Here is a 19,611-nt window from a genome sequence, read left to right as displayed (position 1 = left end):
CGGCGGGGGCGGACGGAAGCGCCGGACGCGCGGCGCGGTCGGCGGACGGAGGAACGGAACGCGAAGGCACGTGAGGAATCTAGAGAGTGTCGACGAGCACGGTGTCGCCGCCCGCATGCTTCGCGCGGCGCTTCAGCTCCGCGGCGCGCTCCCCGAGCGCGACGGCCGACTCGTAGCGCGCCGGCGCGACGACGAGCACCGCCGCCGAGAGGCTCGACAGCCGGAACGTCCGCTCGGCGCCGTCGCGGTCCGCCGCGGTGAACGAGCCGCGCGCGGCGACGTCGGGGCCGACGATCCGACGCACGAGCGCGCGGAAGCGGCGCACGCACAGCCGCGCCATCGCCTCGCCGCGGTCCGCCTCGGTCACGAGCAGGAAGTCGTCGCCGCCGATGTGGCCCACGAAGTCCCCCGCCCCGCCCGCGTCGCGCACCACGTCGCGCAGCGCCTCGCCGGTCGCGCGGATGACGGCGTCGGCGGCCGCGAACCCGAACACGTCGTTGAACGGCTTGAAGTGGTCGATGTCGAGATAGCCGACCGCGAACGCCTGGTCCGCGTCGATGCGGCGGGTGATCGCCTCCTCGATCGCGCGGCCGCCGGGGAGCCCGCTCGTCGGGTTGCGCTCCCCCTCGCGCTGCACGATGCGCAGCAGCGCGCCGACGCGCGCCCGCAGCTCGCGCGGGTCGAACGGCTTCGTGAGATAGTCGTCGGCGCCCGCCTCGAAGCCAGTGACCTTCGCGTCGACGTCGGCCTCGCCGGTGAGCATGAGCACCGGCACGCGCGCCGTGAACGGGTTGGACTTCACCACACGGCACACCTCGTAGCCCGAGAGCCCCGGCATGGAGACGTCGAGGATGAGCAGGTCGGGCTCCCGCTCGCGCACACATGCCAGCGCCGACGCGCCGTCGACGGCGAGGGCGACCTCGTGACCCGACGCCTGCAGGACATCGCGGACCATGAGCCGCATGTGCTCATGGTCGTCGGCGTAGAGGAGAAAGCTCACGTCGCTCGTTGACGGCCTGATGTAAGAGCGGGTAAGTTCTCGCGCCCGATCGGGTTATGTCAACCGGGTGCGGGAGTTGCGGACGAGGCGTCGTGCGTCACGCCGTGACGCCGCGCACGGCACGTTCAGCACCATTCAGTCCGCGCAGTCCGCGCAGTCCGCGTCACCCGCGTACCCGCCCCGCTCCGCCGTGATCCGCCAAGACCCGATGCGTCGGCTCCTCGTCCTCACCGGCCTGTCCCTCGCGACCCTCGCCGGCTGCCGCGGCGGGACCGCCGACGCCGCGAACCGGCGCAGCATCGTCGACTCGCGCGACACCTACGACCCGCGCTCGCTCGACCCGTCGCTCTCCACCGACGTGCCTACGGGGCGCGCGGTGAGCTACGTGTTCGACGGCCTCACGCGCTTCACGCCCGACGCACGCGTCGTCCCCGGGCTCGCCACCCGCTGGGAGGTCAGCCCCGACGGGCGCACGTACACGTTCCACCTGCGGCCCGGGGTCAAGTTCCACGACGGCACGCCGCTCACGGCGCGCGCCGTGGTGGCGACGTTCCGCCGCGTGCTCGCCCCTGGCTCGACGGCCGGCCGGACCTGGCCGCTGCAGCCGATCGAGGGCGCCGCCGCGTTCCTCGGCGGCAAGTCCAAGGCGCTCGAGGGCGTCGCCGCGGTCGACGACAGCACGGTGAAGGTGACGCTGCACGAGCCGCTGTCGATCTTCCCGAAGTTCCTCGCCATGCCCGTCGCGTCGATCGTGCCGGAGAACGCGGGCGCCGACTTCGGCCAGCACCCGATCGGCACGGGGCCGTGGAAGTTCGTGGAGTGGAAGCACGACGACTACCTGAAGTTCGCGAAGAATGCGAGCTACTTCGGCGGCGCGCCGGGCATCGACACGCTCATCGCGCGCATCATCCCCGAGCCGAGCACGGCGCAGGCCGAGTTCGAGAGCGGCAACGTCGACATCCTCGCCGTGGCCGAGGGGGAGACGCGCAACTGGGAGCAGACCGACGACAAGGCCGCGCGGCTCCAGAGCGCGCCGGCGCTGCGCCTGTACTATCTCGCCATCAACACCACGCGCGGCCCGCTCGCCGACGCGCGCGTTAGGCAGGCGATCAACCTCGCGATCGACCGCAAGACGATCCTCGACCGCCTCATCGCGGGGCGCGGCCGCCTCGCCGCGGGCGTCATCCCGCCGGCGCTCGACTCCGGCGGCCCGCAGCGCGACCCGTACCCGTACGACACGGTGAAGGCGAAGCAGCTGCTCGCCGCCGCCGGCCACGCGAACGGGATCGACGTCGAGCTGTGGTCGTCGCAGGACGCCACGTTCGCGCGGCTCGCGCAGACGATCCAGGGCTATCTCGCGAAGGTCGGCATCCGCGCGAAGATCGTGCAGCGCGACGCGTCGAGCGTGCGCGAGGCGGCGCGCAACGGACAGGTCGACCTGTACATGAAGGACTGGTGGGCCGACTACCCGGACCCGGACGCCTTCCTCTATCCGCTGCTGCACTCGGCCAGCAAGGGCGTCGGCGGCAACGTCTCGTTCTATGGAAACGCGACGTTCGACTCGCTCGTCACGACGGCGCGCCACACGCAGGACGAGACGTTCCGCATGCGGCTCGCGCGCCAGGCCGACTCCGTCGCGTTCGCCGACGCGCCGATGGCGTACCTGTTCTTCTACAACGAGCTGTACGCCATCCAGCCGTGGATCCGCGGCTTCCAGGTGCCGCAGATCTTCAACGGACAGCCCCTCAACGCCGTGCGGATCGAGACGGCGGGTACGCGCTGACCGATGCTCGGCGTCCTGCTCCGGCGCCTGCTGCTCGCCATCCCGACGTTGATCGGCGTCCTGATCGTCGTCTTCCTCCTGCTCTACGTCGCACCCGGCGACCCGGTGCAGGAGATGGTCGGCGAGCGCGCCGACGCGGCGACCATCGCGCGCCTGCGCCACGAGCTGCATCTCGACGAGCCGCTGCCGAAGCAGTTCGCGCACTACGCCGGCGGCGTCGTGCGCGGGGACCTCGGTCGGTCGTTCATCACGAACCGCCCCATCGCCGCCGACGTCCTGGAGCGGTTCCCGAAGACGCTGCTCCTCGCCGGCGCCGCGATGACGCTCGCCGCGATCAGTGGCATCGCGTTGGGCGTGCTGAGCGCGCGCCGCCCCGGCGGCTGGGTCGATCGGCTCGCGCTCGGCGGCGCGTACCTCGGGATCTCGTTCCCCGTCTACTGGGTCGGGCTGCTGTTCGTGCTGCTGTTCGCCGTCACGCTGCGCTGGCTGCCGCCGAGCGGCTACGGCGGCGTGAAGTACCTCGTGCTCCCCGCGCTCGCGTTGGGCATGCGGTCGGTCGCGTTCCTCGCCCGCGTCACGCGCTCCGCGATGCTCGAAGTGCTCGGCGGCGACTTCGTGCGCACCGCGCGCGCGAAGGGCCTGGCGGAGCGCACCGTCGTCATGCGCCACGGCCTGCGCAACGCGCTGATCCCCGTCATCACGGTGCTCGGCCTCGACTTCGGGTACTACCTCACGGGCAGCATCCTGACGGAGACCATCTTCTCGTGGCCGGGGCTCGGACGCTACGTGGTGAACGCCATCAGCCGCCGCGATCTGCCCGCCATCCAGGGGTCGGTGCTGTTCCTGAGCGCCGTGTTCGTGCTCGTCAACCTGCTCACCGACGTCGCGTACGCGAAGGCCGACCCACGCGTGCGGTATGACTGAGCCCACTCTCGCGCCGTTCGCGCACCGTTCCTAACTTCGCGGAGAGCACGCCGCCGCGGCGGCGACACCCGTGAACCGAACGAGAGCGAGGCCACCGTCTTGGCGTACGCGCGCACCCTGCTCACCGGCGCCGTCGGCGAGAAGTATCTCGGCAAGCCGGCGCCCAACAAGGCGGATGACGTCCGCAAGCTCCAGACGCTGTTCCGCAAGGTCTTCGGCTCCCGGGCGCCCGCCTTCAAGGACGGCGTCTACGACGACGCGGTGAAGGAGGCGATCACCCGCTTCCAGAGCGCGTGGGGCGGCACCCCCGACGGCACCGTCGACCCGCACGGGCAGACGCTGAAGCGCATCGATCGCCTCGCGAACCCGCTCACGCTGAAGCCGATCACGCTCGCCCGCGTGCTCGAGGCGTACGACAAGGGGAAGCTCGTGAGCGACGGCGGCGGCTACCGCATCGCGTACGGGACGTGCGACGGCGGACCGCTTCCGCCGGCGGCGAGCGGCTACTCGCCGGTGCTCACCGTGATGACCGACGCGAACGCGATCGACGTCGGCGGCCGTCCGGCGTACGACGTGATGAACCTCGCGAATCTCGCCGAGCTGCTCGGCATCTTCGATCGGCTGGGGGTTTGGGGGGGCGTCCCGGTGCAGATCCGCATCCAGCTCCGCTACGGGCCGGACGTCGTCACGACGTCGGATCCGCAGCTCCTCACCACACCGCTGCTGCCGCACAACGGCCGCATGCTGCCGCTCGACGAGGAGAACAACGGGCCGAAGCTCACCTACCAGGGCGACCCGGCGGCGGCGGACTTCCACGGCCGCATGTTCGTGCAGGTGCCCGGCTTCTCGAAGAACCTGTTCGTGTGGGCCGGCCAGTTCGAGACGCGGAACGAGAACCGCGGCTTCGACTGCATCACCTACGTCGGCACCACGTGCGGCGCGTCGAACTTCCACATGGCGGAGTCGGCGGACCTCGCGGCGTCCCTCAACGCGACGACGGTGAGCGTCCAGCACACCGAGAAGGACAAGAAGGGGAAGGACGTCACGACCACGGTGCAGCTCGAGCAGGCGGAGCCGAAGTACGTGAAGGAGTTCTTCGCCGGCACCGCGCCCGACGACTATCTGATGTGGTCGGGTGGACACATCGTGCTCGTGTCCGGCGGCAACGTGTACGAGTTCAAGGCGAGCGAGCCGTCGGGGTACAACTGCACGCCGGTCGACGACTGGCTCGAGCCGTACAAGCAGAAGCGGCTCACCGTCCGCAAGCTCCCCGAGCGCCCGGCGCGCGCGAACTGACGCGCGACCTGAGACGCCCCGCTCACAGCGGGATCCGGAACTCCACGCCGACGGTGAACGACGGGAGCACGTGCCACCGCGCCGCCCCCTCGCCCAACGGCGACGCGGCGAACGCGCCCCAGTGCATCGATCGGCGCACCTCCGCCTCGTCGACCCGCAGCACGTCGCCCTTCAGCGCCGCGCGCAGCCGCAGCCCGCGCCACTCCGGCGTGAACACGTCGGCGCCTAACGTCGCCCCCGGCGTCGTGAGGTCGAGCGCGGGCGCGCACGGCTGCCCCGGCGGCGGGAACACCAGCGCCGGCGCGACGACGACGCTCTGACACGCCTGGCCGCCGCTGCGTACGGTGCCGTAGGTCCCGCCGACGAGCAGCGCGCCGGTGAGCCGCGCGGGCAGCGGCACCGCGCGCACCACGCCGAGGGTGCCGCGCCAGCTCGTCACGCCGCGCAGCGGGGCGTTCAGCGTGTCGAGCACCGCGGTCGTGACGGGACTCGCCACCTGCCGCGCCGCATCGAGCCGGCCGCGCCCACGGAACCGCGCCCCGTACGCCTCGATCCCCCACACCTTCGCGCGGCCTAACGGCACGCGTCCCTCGGCGATGATCCCCCACTGGCCGTCGAGGCGCAGCCGCATCGACTCGTGGTACGCCTGGCCCCCGCTCGTGCCGGTGACGCTGCGGTCGGCGAGCGTCGCGCCGAATGCGCGCGCGACGCCGATGTCGAGCAGCGGGAACAGCCGCCCCGCATCGTCGGCCGCGTCCTGCGCGCCGACCCGCTCCGTGCCTAACACCGCTGCTGCTGCCACCGCCCACATCGTCGCTCGCCGCATCGTCCGCTCCGCTAGTCGTCCTTCTGCCCGAAGATCGCGAGGTTCGAGGAGTGCCCCGGCGCGACCTTCTTCTCCGGGTAGATCCAGTGCACCGCCTGGTTCACCGCGATCGCCGCCTCGGAGAACCCCGCGGCGATGAGCTTGAGCTTCCCCGGGTACGTCGTGATGTCGCCCGCCGCCCACAGCCCCTCGCGCCCGGTCTCCATCTGCGAGTTCACCACGATCTCGTCCTTGTCGAGCGTGAGCCCCCAGTCGCCGAGCGGGCCGAGATCGCTCACGAAGCCGAGCATCGGGAGCACGACGTCCGCCTCCACCTCGCGCGTGCTCTTGGCCTTGATGTCCTTCAGCACGATGTGGCTGAACCGCTCGCCGTCGTCCGCGGGGCGGATGTCCGCGAGCTCGTGGAACGTGTGCAGCGTCGCGCGCCCCGCGCTCACCGCGGCCTGGAACTCGGCAACGGTCGCGCCGTGGGCGCGGAATCGGTCGGAGCGGTGCACCAGCGTGACGTGGCGCGCGCGCTCGACGAGCTGCGTGCCCCAGTCGAACGCCGAGTCGCCGCCGCCGATGATGACGACGCGCCGCCCGCGGTACTCATCCGGGTCCGTGACGACGTCGTAGATCCCGCGGCCGTACCACCCTTCGGCGCACGACTGCGGAAGCCGGCGCGGCGAGAACGCGCCGATGCCGGCGGCGACCACGATCGAGCGCGTGGGGAAGCGGTCGGTCTCGGTGACGAGCACGAACTCGCGCTTGCCGTCGGCGCCGGTGCCGTCCTCGAGCCCGGTGACGCGCTGGTTCAGGTGCGTGGGGAAGTTCCAGCGCGCGGTCTGCTCGGCGAGCGCCTTCACGAGGTCCTTCGCGAGCACCTGCGGAAAGCCGGCGACGTCGAAGATGTACTTCTCGGGATAGAGCGCGGTGAGCTGTCCGCCGAGCTGCGGCAGGGCGTCGACGATCTGCGCCGTCGCGCCGCGCATGCCGGCGTAGAACGCGCCGAAGAGGCCCGTCGGGCCGCCGCCGATGATGGTGATGTCGGTGATGGGATGCGTCGTCATCCGAACAACCTAAACCCCTCCACGCTCCACGCTCCACGCTCCACGCTCCACGCTCCACGCTCGGCCAGTTCGCGGCACCGAGCGAGCGTGGAGCGTGGAGCGCGGAGCGCGGAGCGTAGAGAAACCTTTCGCGCGTGCGTACCGTCTCACTCCTGTCAGCGACTGACAGGAACCCCGACCCGAGCTCCCGCGCCATGCCCGCTCCCCCGCTCGACCGGCTCCCCGGCACCCTCGACATGCTGATCCTGAAGACGCTGTCCCTCGGCCGCCTGCACGGGTGGGGGATCTCGTTCCACATCCGACAGACCTCGGGCGACGTGCTGCGCGTGAACCAGGGCGCGCTCTACCCCGCCCTGCACCGCCTCGAGGAGCGCGGCTGGGTCGCCGCCGAGTGGGGGGTCTCCGAGAACAACCGACGCGCGCGCTTCTACGCCCTCACCGCCGCCGGGCGACGCCAGCTCGCCCGCGAGAGCGAGGGCTGGCTCGACTTCGTGCGCGCCGTCCACGCCGTCATGCAGTTCGCTCCCGCCTGAGGCCCGCGCCATGTCCCTCGCGTCCTGGTCGTACCGGCTGCGCCGTCGCCTGCATCGCGTCGTCACTCCGCAGGCGCACGCCGAGGAGCTGAACGACGAGCTGAAATTTCATCTCGAGATGGAGATCGATCACAACGTCCGCTCCGGGCTCTCGCCCGAGGCCGCGCGCGCGAAGGCGCTTCGCGAGCTCGGCGCGCACGGCGAGTGGCGCGGCCGCGCGCCGGGGAGCGCAACGAATGACGACGCGCCGCCGCGCACCGCGGCGCTCGAGTCGCTCGTGCGCGACGTGCGCCAGTCCGCGCGCGCGCTCCTCCGCGCGCCCGCGTTCAGCGTCGTCGCCGTCCTCACCATCGCGCTCGGCATCGGCGTCACGACCGCCGTCTACTCCGCGGTCGACGGCGTGCTCCTGCGGCCGCTGCCGTATCCCGCGCCCGATCGGCTCGTGCGGCTCTACGAGCACACGCGCGGCAGCGACCACGTCGCGTTCGCCGGCGCGAACGCGCTCGACGTGCAGCGCGAGGCGCGCACGCTCCAGCAGGCGGCCTACGTCGCCGGCTTCGAGTCGACGGTGCTCGGTGCCGACGAGCCGCTGCGCGTGCGCGTCGCCGCCGTGTCGCGCGAGTTCTTCGACGTGTTCCGCGTACCCGCCGCGCGCGGCCGCCTCGTCGGCGCCGGCGAGGGCGTGCTCCATGGCCCGCAGGTGGCCATCGTGAGCGACCGCTTCTGGCGCGAGTCGTTAGGCGGCGACGTCGCGTTCTCGCGCCGCGCGCTGCGCATCGAGGGAGAGCTCATCCCCGTCGTCGGCGTGATGCCGCCGTCGTTCAACTTCCCCGCGCGCACCGACGTGTGGTACACGACGGCCGACGACACGCCGTCGCGCACCGCGCACAACTGGGCGATGGTCGCGCGGCTCGCGCCGGGCGCCTCGGCCGGCGACGCGCAGCGCGAGGTCAGCGCGATACTCGGCCGGCTGAAGGCGCAGCTCGGGAAGGAGATGGACGCCGAGCGCGCGCGCGTCGTCGGGCTGCACGAGGATCTCGCGCACGACGTGCGTCGCACGCTGCTCATCCTGCTCGGCGCGGTGGGCCTCGTGCTGCTCGTCGCGTGCGTGAACCTCGCCAGCGCGAACCTCGCCCGCGGCGAGACGCGCCAGCGCGAGTACGCGGTGCGCACGGCGATGGGCGCGCGCCCGGGGCGCATCGTGCGACAGGTGCTCACCGAGAACATCCTCCTCGCCGCGGCGGGCGGCGCGCTCGGCTGCGCGCTCGCGTGGGGGCTCACGCGCGCGCTCGTCGCCCTCGCCGGCGCGGCGCTCCCACGCTTCGCCATCGTCGCGGTCGATGGACGCGTGCTCGCGTTCGCCGCCGCGGCGTCGGTCGTCACCGGCATCCTCGTGAGCCTCGCCCCGGCGCTGCGCATCACCGGCGATCTGCGCGGCGCGATCGGCGCGGGCGGGCGCGCGGGCATCCAGGGCGCGCGGCTCCGCGCGCGCGGGCTGCTCATCGGCGCCGAGGTCGCGATGGCCGTCGCGCTGCTCGTGGGCGCCGGATTGCTCGCGAAGAGCCTCCGCGCGCTGCTCTCCGAGGACCCCGGCTTCCACACCGAGGGCGTGCTCACCGCCGACATCGCGCTCCCGAGCGCGCTCTACGCCGACACGGCGCGCGTCGCGTCGTTCTTCGACCGACTGCTCCCGACGCTGCGCGCCGTGCCGGGCGTGACGTCGGTCGGCGTGATCAACGCGATCCCGATGGGCGACGGCGGCGGCAACTCCGCGTTCGCCATCGACGGCGCCACCGAGTTCGCGGGCAGCACCGACTATCGCGTGACCGACAGCACCTACTTCCGCACGTTGGGCATCCCGCTCGTCCGCGGGCGCGGGTTCCAGCCGGGCGACCGACCGGGCGCCGAGCACGTCGCCCTCGTGAACCAGGCGATGGCTCGGAAGTACTGGCCCGGCGCGTCGCCGCTCGGCCACCGCATCCGCTTCCCCGGCATGGACCGCCACCCGAATCTCTGGCTCACCATCGTCGGCGTGGTGGGCGACGTGCGCAGCGAGTCGCTCGACGAGCCGCCGGTGCCCACGGCGTACGTGTACTACGGCCAGCGCCCCGAGCGGCTCGGCTGGGAGTCGACCGTCGTCGTCCGCACGTCGTCGCTCACGCCGGCGCTCGGGACCACCGTGCGCGAGCGCGTGCGCGCGCTCGATCCGAACGTGCCCGTGCGCCTCGGTACGCTCGCCGGTGTCGTCGGCGGCACGGTGGAGTCGCGCCGCTTCACGACGACGGTGCTCACCACGTTCGCCGCGCTCGCGCTGCTGCTCGCTGCCGTCGGCATCCACGGCGTGCTCGCGTACCTGGTCGCGCAGCGGCACCGCGAGATCGGCGTGCGCATGGCGCTCGGCGCGGCACGTGGCGCGGTGCGCGGCATGGTGCTGCGCGACGCGATGGCGGCCGTGGTCCCCGGCATCCTGATCGGCGTCGCGGGCGCGCTCGCGCTGAGCCGCGTGCTGCGCGGCATGCTCTACGGCGTGAGCGCCACCGACCCCGCCGTGTTCACGGCCGTGGCCGTTCTGTTAGGCGCCGTGGCGCTCGCCGCCGCGTGGATCCCCGCCGCGCGGGCCACGCGCGTGGATCCGCTCGAGGCGATTCGGGCGGACTGAGGGCACGCCTAACGGCGCGACGATCCACTGCGGGACGATCCACTGCGGGACGATCCACTGCGGGACGATCCACCGCGGGACGATCCACTGCGGGACGATCCACTGCGGGACGATCCACTGCGGGATGGTCGAGGGCGGGATTGAACGGCGCGTACCTAGGTGCCAGGGGGGCTCCCCCCCCTTCGCCCAAGGTGCTATGCGCGGAAGCCGCTGCCGTACCACTCCGACGCGGACCGGATCCGACCATCGCGGCGCCGTCCCACGCCGCCGAGCCCAGGAAGACTCCTCGTGTTCGGAACGCGGATCGACGGATTCGCGAATCCGCTGATCCGCGTTCCAAACCACTGGGAGGATGGTCTCTTCGAGGAGCCACGCCCCCGCGCACCGAACGCGCCTCTCGCCTCCGCCCGCCCCAGAGCCATCCCGCGTTCGATCGTCCCGCCGTTGATCGTCCCGCCGTTGATCGTCCCGCACTCGGGCGTCCCGCCGTTAGCCGTCCCGCCGTCCCCCCGTCACGCCGTCTCCGTCCGCTCCACGATCCGGTCGATCAGGAACGACGACTGCTCGAGCGCCTCCGCCGTGAAGCCGCCGAAGAACGCGCGCACCTCCTCGAACATCGCGCCGAACCGCGCCTGATCGCCCGACGTCACGATCTCCGACAGCTCCGCGGCCGCCTGCTCGAACGCCGCCGTGACGTCGGCCGAGCGCGGGTTGCGCATCTCGATCGGGCCGTAGAGGCCGGGCGACTGCGCGAAGTGGCGCGCCGCGACGTAGAGCTCCAGCAGATACGCCGGCGACGTGAAGCGCAGCGTCTCCGGCAGCGGGGTGCCTAACCGCGCCAGCGTGAGGCCGAGCACCTGCGTCTGGAAGTGCGTCAGCACCTGCACCACCGACATCGCGCGGTCGTGCGCCGCCGGCGTCGTCTCCGTGACCACCAGGCCGCGCGCCACGAACGCCTGCGTGAGCCACTCCGCCCACGCGTCGCCGCGCGCGCGACAGAGCACCACGCGCTGCCCCTGCAGCGTGTGCACGCTCGGGCCGAACATCGGATGCGTGCCGACGACGCTCCCGCGCGTCGACGCGAGCATCGCCGAGACCGGCGCCTCCTTGATGCTCGTCACGTCGGCGAGCAGCGCGTCCTCGCGCACGTGCGGCCCGACGGCGCGGATCACCGCGTCCGTCGCGTCGATCGGCACGCTCACGATCGTCACGTCGGCGAGCGATGCCGCCTCCTCGGCGCGCAGCTCGGTGTTGAGGTCCACCACGAGCACGCGATGTCCGAGATCGCCGAACACGCGCGCCATCACGCGCCCCATGCCGCCGCTCCCGCCGACGATCGCCACCGTGAGCGGCGCCACGTCGGGCGCGACCTCGGCGCGCAACGCGGCCTGCTGGTCGCGGCTCGCGCGCAGCAGCAGGCGGAAGATCGATTCGATCTCGCCGGGGGGCAGGCCTAACGCTTCGGCGTGGCGCGCCCGATCGGCGAGCACCTCGCGCTCGCGCGTGACGTCGCGGATGTGCAGCCCGTGCGCGCGCTTGTACGCCGCCACCTCGGCGACCAGCGACATGCGGCGCGCCATGATCTGCAGCAGCTCCCGATCGAGCGCGTCGATCATCGCGCGCAGCAGCGGGAGCGGACGGGGGGAGGACTCGGAGCTCATGGACGGCGAATTTACTCTACGGCGGCGCTGAAACGGCGGCGCTGATGGCTCGGCGCTGGAACGGCGGCGCTGCTGCCGCGCGCGTTCAGCGCCGTAGCATCAGCGCCGAGGTTCCAGCGCCGCCGTACCAGCGCCGCCACACCGGGGATTAGATTCGCCCTCCATGAGTCTTCGGATCTACACACGGACGGGCGACCAGGGGACGACGGGGCTGTTCGGCGGCGGCCGCGTGGACAAGCACCATCCGCGCGTCGAGGCGTACGGCGACGTCGACGAGCTGAACGCCGCCCTCGGCCTCGCGCGCTCCATCGAGATGATGCCGCGCATCGACGAGGTGCTCGTGCCCGTGCAGCGCGACCTCTTCGCCATCGGCGCGCTGCTCGCCACGCCCGACCGCGACAAGATGCAGCAGCAGCTCGAGAAGGCGCGCATCGACGAGGGGCGCATCGCGCAGCTCGAGCGCGCGATCGACGACGGCGAGGCCGAGCTCGAGCCGCTGAAGTCGTTCATCGTCCCCGGTGGCACGCCGAAGGCCGCCGCGCTGCACGTCGCCCGCACCGTGTGCCGCCGCGCCGAGCGTCGCGTCGTCGCGCTCGCGCGCGATATCGAGATCCCCGCCCTCGCGGTGCAGTACCTGAACCGGCTGTCGGACCTGCTGTTCGTGCTCGCGCGCGTCGCGAACCGGCGGGCCGGGGCCGGCGAGGTGACGTGGTGACTCGCGAGGACGCCGCCGGCGGCGTCCTGCCCTACCCCGTCTGGGTCGCCCCCGGGCTGCTCGCGGACATCGGCGCGCTCGTCGCCCGGGTCGCGCCGGCCCACCGGTACGTTGTGATCACCGACACAGCGGTCGGGCCGCTCCACGGCAATGCTGTGGCTGGCATGCTGCCCGACGCCCTCCGCCTCGACGTCCCGCCGGGGGAGTCGCAGAAGACTCGCGACAGTTGGGCGCGGCTGACGGACGCGATGCTCTCGGCCGGTTGCGGGCGGGACACCACGGTCGTCGCCGTGGGGGGTGGGGTGGTGGGTGATCTCGCCGGGTTCGTCGCCGCGACGTTCATGCGGGGCGTGCCGGTGGTGCAGGTTCCGACGACGCTGCTCGCCATGGTCGATGCGTCGGTCGGCGGCAAGACGGCCGTGGACACGCCGCACGGGAAGAACCTCGTGGGCGCGTTCCATCCGCCGGCCGCCGTCGTCATCGACCCGCTGGTGCTCGCGACGCTGCCGCGGCGCGAGCTCGTCGCCGGGCTCGCGGAAGTGGTCAAGCACGGCGTGATCGCGGACGCGGCGTACTTCGACGCGGTGCGGGCGGCGCTGCCGCTCCTCACGGCGCCCGACGGTCACAACGCGACGACGCTCCTCGCGCACGTCGTCGCCGGCAGCGTCGCCACGAAGGCCGCGATCGTCGCGGCCGACGAGCGGGAGGGAGGCATGCGCAAGATCCTGAACTTCGGACATACGATCGGACACGCCGTGGAGACGTTGAGCGGTTACTCGCTGCTCCACGGCGAGTGCGTCGCGATCGGCATGGCCATGGAGGCCGAGGCCGCCGAACGTGCGGGCATCGCTGTCGCCGGCACCGCCGACGCCATCCGCGCGACCCTCGACGCCGCCGGCCTCCCGCGGCGCCGTCCCGCCGGCATGGCCCCCGATGCGATCCTGGAGGCCACGCGCGGCGACAAGAAGGCGCGCGCCGGCCGCGTCGAGTACGCGCTCCCCGAGCGCATCGGCGCGATGGCGAGCGCCGGCGGCCGCTGGTCGATGCCGCTCGACGACGCCCTCCTGCTGGAGGTGCTCGCTTGACCGGCGGGCGCACCATGGACCGCCGCCGCCGTCGTCCGCTGGCGCGTCGTCCGGGGCTGTTCGTGTTCGTCGGATGGGTGCTGCTCGCCGGCGTCGTCGCCGTGGGCCGCTTCCTCGACGACGATGCCGATGACGAGCAGGAAGAGGTAGCCGTCTCCCCGGCGACCGTCGTGGCGGAGCCCGAGCACGCGCCGGTCCTCGTCGTCGCTGCGCCACCGGCTTCCGCGGCCGAGCCGGTTACTACGCCGAAGAAGAAACGCGCGCTCCCGAAGCCGTTCGAGACGGTGCGCGAGTTCGCGTCGCCGCTCCTCACGCCGCGGCTGCACCTGTCGCGCGCGCTCGTGCCGAAGCTCATCGGGCTGCGGAGCCTCCTCGCCCGGGCGCGCCCCGGCGAGCCCGTGGCGGTCACGCTCACCGCGTACTGCCTCCAGGGCCGCACGCGGCGCGGCCGTCCCGTGCGGCCGGGGATCATCGCGGCCGATCCGCGCGTCTTCCCGCTCGCCCGCCACGTCGAGCTGTTCGCCGGCGGCCGGTTCATCGGCCGGTTCCTCGTCGACGACACGGGCAAGCGGATCCGCGGCACGCGCATCGACATCTGGACGCCGGACTGCGACGACGCCCGTCGCTTCGGCTCCCGCTCCGGCGTCGCGACGCTCGTCGCCGCCGACTGATCGCGGGCGGCACGGCGGCCGAGCCTGGCCCCGCACTTGCCTCGTACGCGGGCGTCACCCGTCGACGGAGCGTACGCCATGTCATCGTTCGGGACCTATCTCATCGGATATCTGCTCGTCATCGTCGGGCTCGCGATCGGCGCGTACCTGCTGAACGTCCCGACGACCTGGATCGGCGTCGGCGTCGTCGTGCTGATCGGCCTCGGCATCCTGACCGCGACCACGCGCACCCGCCCGAAGGATCCGCCGCCCACGACCTGAGGGCAGGAGGGCAGGAGGGCAGGAGGGCAGGAGGGCAGGAGGGCAGGAGGGCAGGAGGGCAGGAGGGCAGGAGGGCAGGAGGGCAGGAGGGCAGGAGGGCAGGAGGGCAGGAGGGCAGGAGGGCAGGAGGGCAGGAGGGCAGGAGGGCAGGAGGGCAGGAGGGCAGGAGGGCAGGAGGGCAGGAGGGCAGGAGGGCAGGAGGGCAGGAGGGCAGGAGGGCAGGAGGGCAGGAGGGCAGGAGAGCGATAGGGTCTCCTGCCCTCGCTTCGTGCCCTCCTGCCCTCCTGCCCTCGTTTGCCGGCGCTAACCACCGACGGCGTTTTTTTCGTTGACGGCCCCCGTACTCGGCCTTATCGTGGCACCCCGCTGGGCCCCGCGCGCAACGGAGGGGCTGCGCGCTCAACGTCTCCGCCACGGTGAGGAGCGTCCATGCAGCAAGCGACCGAAGGTCGGACCCGGAACTACTTCCGCTCGTCTCCTTCCACCGCCTTCGACCAATACCTCCAGGACATCCAACGCCTTCCCCTCATCAACGACCCCGAAGAGGAGCGTCGCCTCGCTCGCCGGGCACAGCAGGGTGACCAGACCGCCGCCGAGCGGCTCGTCACGGCGAACCTCCGGTTCGTGATCTCGTACGTGAAGAAGTACCAGGGCCACGGGCTCGACCTCTCCGAGCTCGTCGCCATCGGGAACGAGGGCCTCCTGAAGGCCGTGAAGAAGTTCGATCCCGATCAGGGGGTGAAGTTCATCTCCTACGCCGTGTGGTGGGTCCGCCAGGCCGTCCTCAAGGCCCTCGCCGAGCAGACGCGCTCCGTGCGCATCCCGCTCAATCAGAACTCGGCGCTTATCCGCATGGGCCGCGCGGAGACGATCCTCTCCCAGGTTCTGAAGCGCGACCCCACCGACGCCGAGCTCGCGAAGCTCCTCGAGGAGAGCCCCGACGAGGTCCGGGCCGCCCGGCAGCTCACCACCTCCGAGGTCTCGCTCGACGCCCCCGTCGACCGCTCCGATCGCGACGCGAGCACGTTCGGCGAGCGCTTCGTCGCCACCGACGACGACATCGAGGAGACGACCGACTCGAAGCTGATGCGGGAGCACATCGACCGCGCGCTCCGGAACCATCTCACGCCGCGCGAGCGCAAGATCCTGTACCTGTACTACGGCCTCGACGAGACCAGCGAGGCGATGACCCTGGAGCGCATCGGCGAGCTGCTCGGCGTCACCCGCGAGCGGATCCGCCAGATCCGCGAGCGCGCGTTCGAGAAGCTGCGCGAGTCTCCCGAAGGCAACGCGCTCGCCGGGTTCTGGAACGTCGCCTGACGAAAACGTATGATCGTTGAACGAGGGGGCGCGGTGACCACCACCGCGTCCCCTCGTCTGCTGTGCGGGCTACACGTCGCCCCGCTCCCTCCGCTCCCCTCCCGGTCCGTATGCGCCGATGGCCCACCGCCGCCCTCGCCGCCGCCGGCGCGCTCGCGCTCGGCGGTGCCGGCGTCTGGCGCGCGAGCGTCGTGCGCGCAGGGCTGTACGAGCGCGTGGAGCGGCGGCTCGAGGGAAACGCGGCGTCGACCGAGGCCGCCGTGGAACGGTGGATCGAGGAGCGGCGCTACGACGCCGCCACCGTCGCCGGTGAGGTCGCTCCGGCGCTCCCGCGCGGTGGACGCCCGAACCTCGCGCTGCTCGACCCGATCGTGCACCGCGTCCGCGACGGCCACGGCTACGTCGACGTCTGGGTCATCGACTCCGCCGGGCATCTGATCGGCTCCGCCGGAGCCGGCGCGCCACATCCGGCCGAGTACCGCGCCGCGAGAGCCAGCCTGGCCGACGGCCGCGCGCATCTCTGCGACCCGTTCCGCGGCGACGATGGCCGTCTCACGCTCTGCTACGTCGCGAGCGCCGACGCCGCGGGCGGCGCGAGCGCGGGGATCACCGTCGGCGCGGCGAGCCCGTTCGTCGTCGTGCTCCGCTCCACGCCGTACGGGTCGCTCGTCCCGCTGCTGAAGTCGTCGGCGGCGGGCGGTGGCACCGAGCGCGGACGCCTCGTCGCGCGCGTCGGCGATTCGCTCGTCGTCATCGGCGGCTCCGATCGCCCGCACGCCCGCGCTGCCCTCGAGCAGGAGCCGTGGGCGACGGCGCCGGCCGTGTTCGTGCGCGCCGTGAGCGGCCAGGTCGCGCACGGGCTCGTCCCCCGCCCCGACGGCCGCGTGGTCATCGCCGGCGCGCGCCACGTCGCCGGCACCGAGTGGGCCGTCGTCCGTCAGGTCGACCGCAGCGAGATCGACTCCGTGCTCGCGAGCCAGCTCCGCGGCGAGGCGCTGCTGCTCGCCGCCGTGCTGCTCGCGGTCGGATGCGGTGCGGCGCTCGTCTCGCGCGCGGAGCGCACGCGCCGCCTGCGGGAGGTCGCGGCGAGCGAGGCACGCCTCGTCGACACGCTGCGCTCGTCGCTCGACCCCGTCATCGCCGTCGACGACGCGCTGCAGATCACGTTCTTCAACGGTGCCGCCGAGCGCACCTACGGCTGCCCCGCGCACGAGGCGATCGGCAAGCCGCTCGTGACGTTCATCCCGCCCGCGCTGCGCGAGACGCACCTCGCGAATCTGCGCGCGTGGATGGCGAGCGCCACGCCGTCGCTCGATTTCGGGGGCCGCGAGACCTCGTTCGCCATGCGCGCCGACGGCACATGGTTCCCCGTCGAGGGCGTCATCACGCGCGCCGGCGCCGGCGACCAGCGCATCTACACGTTCATCGTGCGCGACGTCACCGAGCGCGTTAGGCACCAGGCGGAGCGCGAGGCGACGCTGTCGCTGCTGCGCGCGACGCTGGAGTCCACCGCCGACGGGCTGCTCGTCGTCGATCTCGACGAGCGCGTCACCGCGTACAACCGCAAGTTCCTCGACATCTGGGGCATCTCCGAGGAGCTCGTGCGCGGCGGCGACGACGAAGCGATGGTCGCCGCGGCGCGCCGCCAGATCCGCGAGCCGAAGGAGTTCGCCGATCGCGTGCGCGCGCTCTACGCCGATCCGAGCCTCGAGGGCTACGACGTCCTCGATCTCGTCGACGGCCGCAAGGTCGAGCGCGTGTCGCGCCCGCAGCGCGTCGGCGACCGTGTCGTCGGCAGGGTGTGGAGCTTCCGCGACGTCACAGCGCGCGAGCTCGCCGCGAACGCGCTCCGCCGCTCCGAGGCGAGCGCACGCGCGTTCGTCGAGCGCTCGCCGTACGGCATCTGCCGCGTCACGCTCGACGGGCGCGTGATGACCGCGAACCCCGCGCTCGTCGACATGCTCGGCCACCCGTCCGAGGAGTCGCTCCTCCGCACCGACGTCGGCGCGCTGTTCGCGGAGCCGGGCGCGCGTGCCGCGCTCGTGCGTCGCCACGAGGCGGGCGAGGACTCGGTGTGTGGCGAGGCGATCTGGCGTCGCCTCGACGGCGGCACCATGCCGGTGCGGGTCACGTCGCAGCGCGTGCGCGACGCGCGCGGTGCCAGTCTGCACTTCCTCTGCTACGTGGAGAACCTCGCGCCGCTGCGCACCGCGGAGAACGCGCTGCGCCAGGCCGAGAAGCTCGCCGCCGTCGGCCAGTTCGTGAGCGGCGTCGCGCACGAGCTGAACAACCCGCTCGCCGCGGTGCTGCTGTTCTCGGAGGGACTGCTCGAGGAGTGCGCGACGGATCGCGAGCGCGAGACGCTCGTGCTGCTGCAGGAGCAGGCGTCGCGCGCCCGCGCGATCGTGCGGGACCTGCTCTCGTTCGTGCGCGGCTCCGACGGCGACCCCACGACGCTCCCCGCGGCCGAGGTGCTCGCGCATGCCGTGCGCGCGCTCGAGCGGCAGGCGCTCTCCGCCGGGTCGCGCGTCGACTACGTGAGCGCGGGCGATCTCGGGTGGGTGCGCGTGGACCGCGTCGCCATCGAGCAGGTGCTCACGAACCTCGTGGTGAACGCGCTGCAGGCCGCGCCCGGCGGCACGGTGCGCGTCGTCGCGTCGGCCACGCCGACCGAGCTGCGCGTGGCGGTCGAGGACGAGGGGCCGGGGATTCCGCGCGACGTGCTGCCGCGGGTATTCGAGCCGTTCTTCACCACGAAGCCCGTGGGCATGGGCACGGGGCTCGGCCTGTCGGTGTCGCTCGGCATCGCGGAGCGGCACGGGGGGACGCTGCGCGCGGAGAACCGCGAGGCCCCGCACGACCGCGGTGCGCGTCTCGTCCTCGCGCTCCCGCTCGTCGACGGGCCCGCCGTCGCGCACACCGGCGTCGCCGCGCCGGCCGCCGTCGAGTCGGCGGTGGCGGGCCCGCGTCGCGTGCTCGTCGTCGACGACGAGGAGGCGATCCGTCGCGCGCTCGCCCGGTTCTTCGTCCGACGCGGCTGGGAGGTGGACGAGGCGGCCGACGGTGGCCCCGCGTTCGACCGCCTCGTCGACGGTGCCGAGGGGCGCGCCCCGAGCTACGATCTCGTCATCTCCGACCTGCGGATGCCCGGCGTCTCGGGCGCCGCGCTGCACGACCGCGTCGCGGAGCGGTACCCCGACCTGCTCGATCGCCTGATCTTCGCGACCGGCGACCTCGTCTCGCCTGAGGCCGCGGAGTTCGTGGAGCGCACGAGCTGTCCGGTGCTCGAGAAGCCGTTCCGCTTCGCGACGCTGGACGGGCTCGTCGAGCGCGCCACCACCCGCGCCATCGCGTCCTGACGCACTTGCCGCCCTCGGATGGTGCAGTCATCATCCGGGGCACATGTCCGAGTCGTCGCATCCATCGCCCGAACCCACGCCGCCGCGCCGCCGCGCGCTGCTCGTGGACGATGAGCCGGTCATCCGCTTCGCGCTGCGCCGATTCTTCCAGCGCCAGGGTTGGGCGGTGGACGAGGCCGAGGATGGCTACGCCGCGCTCGCGCTGCTGCTCGACGACGATGTCTCCGCCGAGACGTACGACGTCGTCATCACGGATCTGCGCATGCCGGGCCTGTCGGGCATCGAGCTCCATGCGCGCATCGAGCGCGAGCGCCCGGAGCTGCTGCGCAAGCTGATCCTCTCCACGGGCGACGCCGTGTCGCCGGAGGCGGCGGCGTTCCTGCGACGCGCGGCGTGCCCGGTGCTCAGCAAGCCGTTCGAGCTCGCCGAGCTCCGCGCGATCGTGGAGCGCGTGTGCGCGCAGTGA

Annotated in this window: 16 protein-coding genes; 12 read left to right on the top strand and 4 right to left on the bottom strand. The window is 72.7% G+C overall.

Annotated elements, in window-relative coordinates:
• Positions 1 to 79: 79 nt before the first annotated feature.
• Positions 80 to 1,000: a GGDEF domain-containing response regulator gene (locus J421_RS12695; RefSeq protein ID WP_025411554.1), complete on the bottom strand. Its 921-nt coding sequence runs from the start codon at positions 998 to 1,000 to the stop codon at positions 80 to 82.
• A 190-nt stretch (positions 1,001 to 1,190) separates the two neighbouring features.
• Between J421_RS12695 and J421_RS12690 the strand changes: the two genes are divergently transcribed.
• From J421_RS12690 to J421_RS12680, 3 genes are all read left to right on the top strand, one after another.
• Complete coding sequence (locus J421_RS12690) at positions 1,191 to 2,783, top strand: ABC transporter substrate-binding protein (protein ID WP_148306296.1); 1,593 nt, start codon at positions 1,191 to 1,193, stop codon at positions 2,781 to 2,783.
• 3 nt (positions 2,784 to 2,786) lie between these two features.
• Positions 2,787 to 3,707, top strand: coding sequence for an ABC transporter permease (locus J421_RS12685; protein ID WP_025411552.1), 921 nt, complete (start codon positions 2,787 to 2,789; stop codon positions 3,705 to 3,707).
• A 99-nt stretch (positions 3,708 to 3,806) separates the two neighbouring features.
• Entirely contained in the window at positions 3,807 to 5,003 is a 1,197-nt protein-coding gene (locus J421_RS12680) for a peptidoglycan-binding domain-containing protein (RefSeq protein ID WP_025411551.1), read from the top strand.
• Between the two features lie 22 nt (positions 5,004 to 5,025).
• On the opposite strand, the gene J421_RS12675 is transcribed toward J421_RS12680, so the two are convergent.
• Positions 5,026 to 5,829: a hypothetical protein gene (locus J421_RS12675; RefSeq protein WP_148306295.1), complete on the bottom strand. Its 804-nt coding sequence runs from the start codon at positions 5,827 to 5,829 to the stop codon at positions 5,026 to 5,028.
• An 11-nt stretch (positions 5,830 to 5,840) separates the two neighbouring features.
• On the bottom strand, positions 5,841 to 6,881 hold the full coding sequence (locus J421_RS12670) for an NAD(P)/FAD-dependent oxidoreductase (RefSeq protein WP_025411549.1): 1,041 nt from the start codon (positions 6,879 to 6,881) through the stop codon (positions 5,841 to 5,843).
• A gap of 194 nt (positions 6,882 to 7,075) precedes the next feature.
• Between J421_RS12670 and J421_RS12665 the strand changes: the two genes are divergently transcribed.
• Positions 7,076 to 7,414: a PadR family transcriptional regulator gene (locus J421_RS12665; RefSeq protein ID WP_025411548.1), complete on the top strand. Its 339-nt coding sequence runs from the start codon at positions 7,076 to 7,078 to the stop codon at positions 7,412 to 7,414.
• Positions 7,415 to 7,424: 10 nt separating this feature from the next.
• The gene (locus tag J421_RS12660) at positions 7,425 to 10,073 is read left to right on the top strand and encodes an ABC transporter permease (RefSeq protein ID WP_025411547.1); all 2,649 of its coding nucleotides are present in this window, start codon (positions 7,425 to 7,427) and stop codon (positions 10,071 to 10,073) included.
• A 512-nt stretch (positions 10,074 to 10,585) separates the two neighbouring features.
• Here the strand turns inward: J421_RS12660 and tyrA are convergent.
• Complete coding sequence (gene tyrA / locus J421_RS12655; protein WP_104022577.1) at positions 10,586 to 11,734, bottom strand: bifunctional chorismate mutase/prephenate dehydrogenase; 1,149 nt, start codon at positions 11,732 to 11,734, stop codon at positions 10,586 to 10,588.
• 163 nt (positions 11,735 to 11,897) lie between these two features.
• On the opposite strand from tyrA, the gene J421_RS12650 reads away from it, so the two are divergent.
• From J421_RS12650 to J421_RS12620, 7 genes are all read left to right on the top strand, one after another.
• Positions 11,898 to 12,449 (top strand): cob(I)yrinic acid a,c-diamide adenosyltransferase, encoded by a 552-nt coding sequence (locus J421_RS12650; protein ID WP_025411545.1) that lies wholly within the window; start codon positions 11,898 to 11,900, stop codon positions 12,447 to 12,449.
• Positions 12,446 to 13,534 carry a 3-dehydroquinate synthase gene (gene aroB / locus J421_RS12645; protein ID WP_201773012.1) on the top strand — a complete coding sequence of 363 codons (1,089 nt, stop codon included), beginning with the start codon at positions 12,446 to 12,448 and terminating at the stop codon, positions 13,532 to 13,534. The genes J421_RS12650 and aroB overlap by 4 nt, the downstream gene beginning before the upstream one ends.
• A gap of 14 nt (positions 13,535 to 13,548) precedes the next feature.
• Entirely contained in the window at positions 13,549 to 14,205 is a 657-nt protein-coding gene (locus J421_RS12640) for a 3D domain-containing protein (RefSeq protein WP_025411543.1), read from the top strand.
• 78 nt (positions 14,206 to 14,283) lie between these two features.
• Positions 14,284 to 14,466 (top strand): hypothetical protein, encoded by a 183-nt coding sequence (locus J421_RS12635; RefSeq protein WP_025411542.1) that lies wholly within the window; start codon positions 14,284 to 14,286, stop codon positions 14,464 to 14,466.
• A gap of 429 nt (positions 14,467 to 14,895) precedes the next feature.
• Positions 14,896 to 15,786 carry a sigma-70 family RNA polymerase sigma factor gene (locus tag J421_RS12630; protein ID WP_025411541.1) on the top strand — a complete coding sequence of 297 codons (891 nt, stop codon included), beginning with the start codon at positions 14,896 to 14,898 and terminating at the stop codon, positions 15,784 to 15,786.
• Between the two features lie 110 nt (positions 15,787 to 15,896).
• A complete protein-coding gene (locus tag J421_RS12625; protein ID WP_025411540.1) occupies positions 15,897 to 19,145 on the top strand; it encodes a hybrid sensor histidine kinase/response regulator in 3,249 nt (1,082 codons plus the stop codon).
• Positions 19,146 to 19,188: 43 nt separating this feature from the next.
• Positions 19,189 to 19,611 carry a response regulator gene (locus tag J421_RS12620; RefSeq protein ID WP_025411539.1) on the top strand — a complete coding sequence of 141 codons (423 nt, stop codon included), beginning with the start codon at positions 19,189 to 19,191 and terminating at the stop codon, positions 19,609 to 19,611.

It is taken from the genome of Gemmatirosa kalamazoonensis, assembly GCF_000522985.1.
In the GTDB taxonomy this organism is placed as follows: Bacteria; Gemmatimonadota; Gemmatimonadetes; order Gemmatimonadales; family Gemmatimonadaceae; genus Gemmatirosa; species Gemmatirosa kalamazoonensis.
Note: the sequence above shows the minus strand (reverse complement) of the source record. Positions and strands in the feature narration are given on the sequence as shown.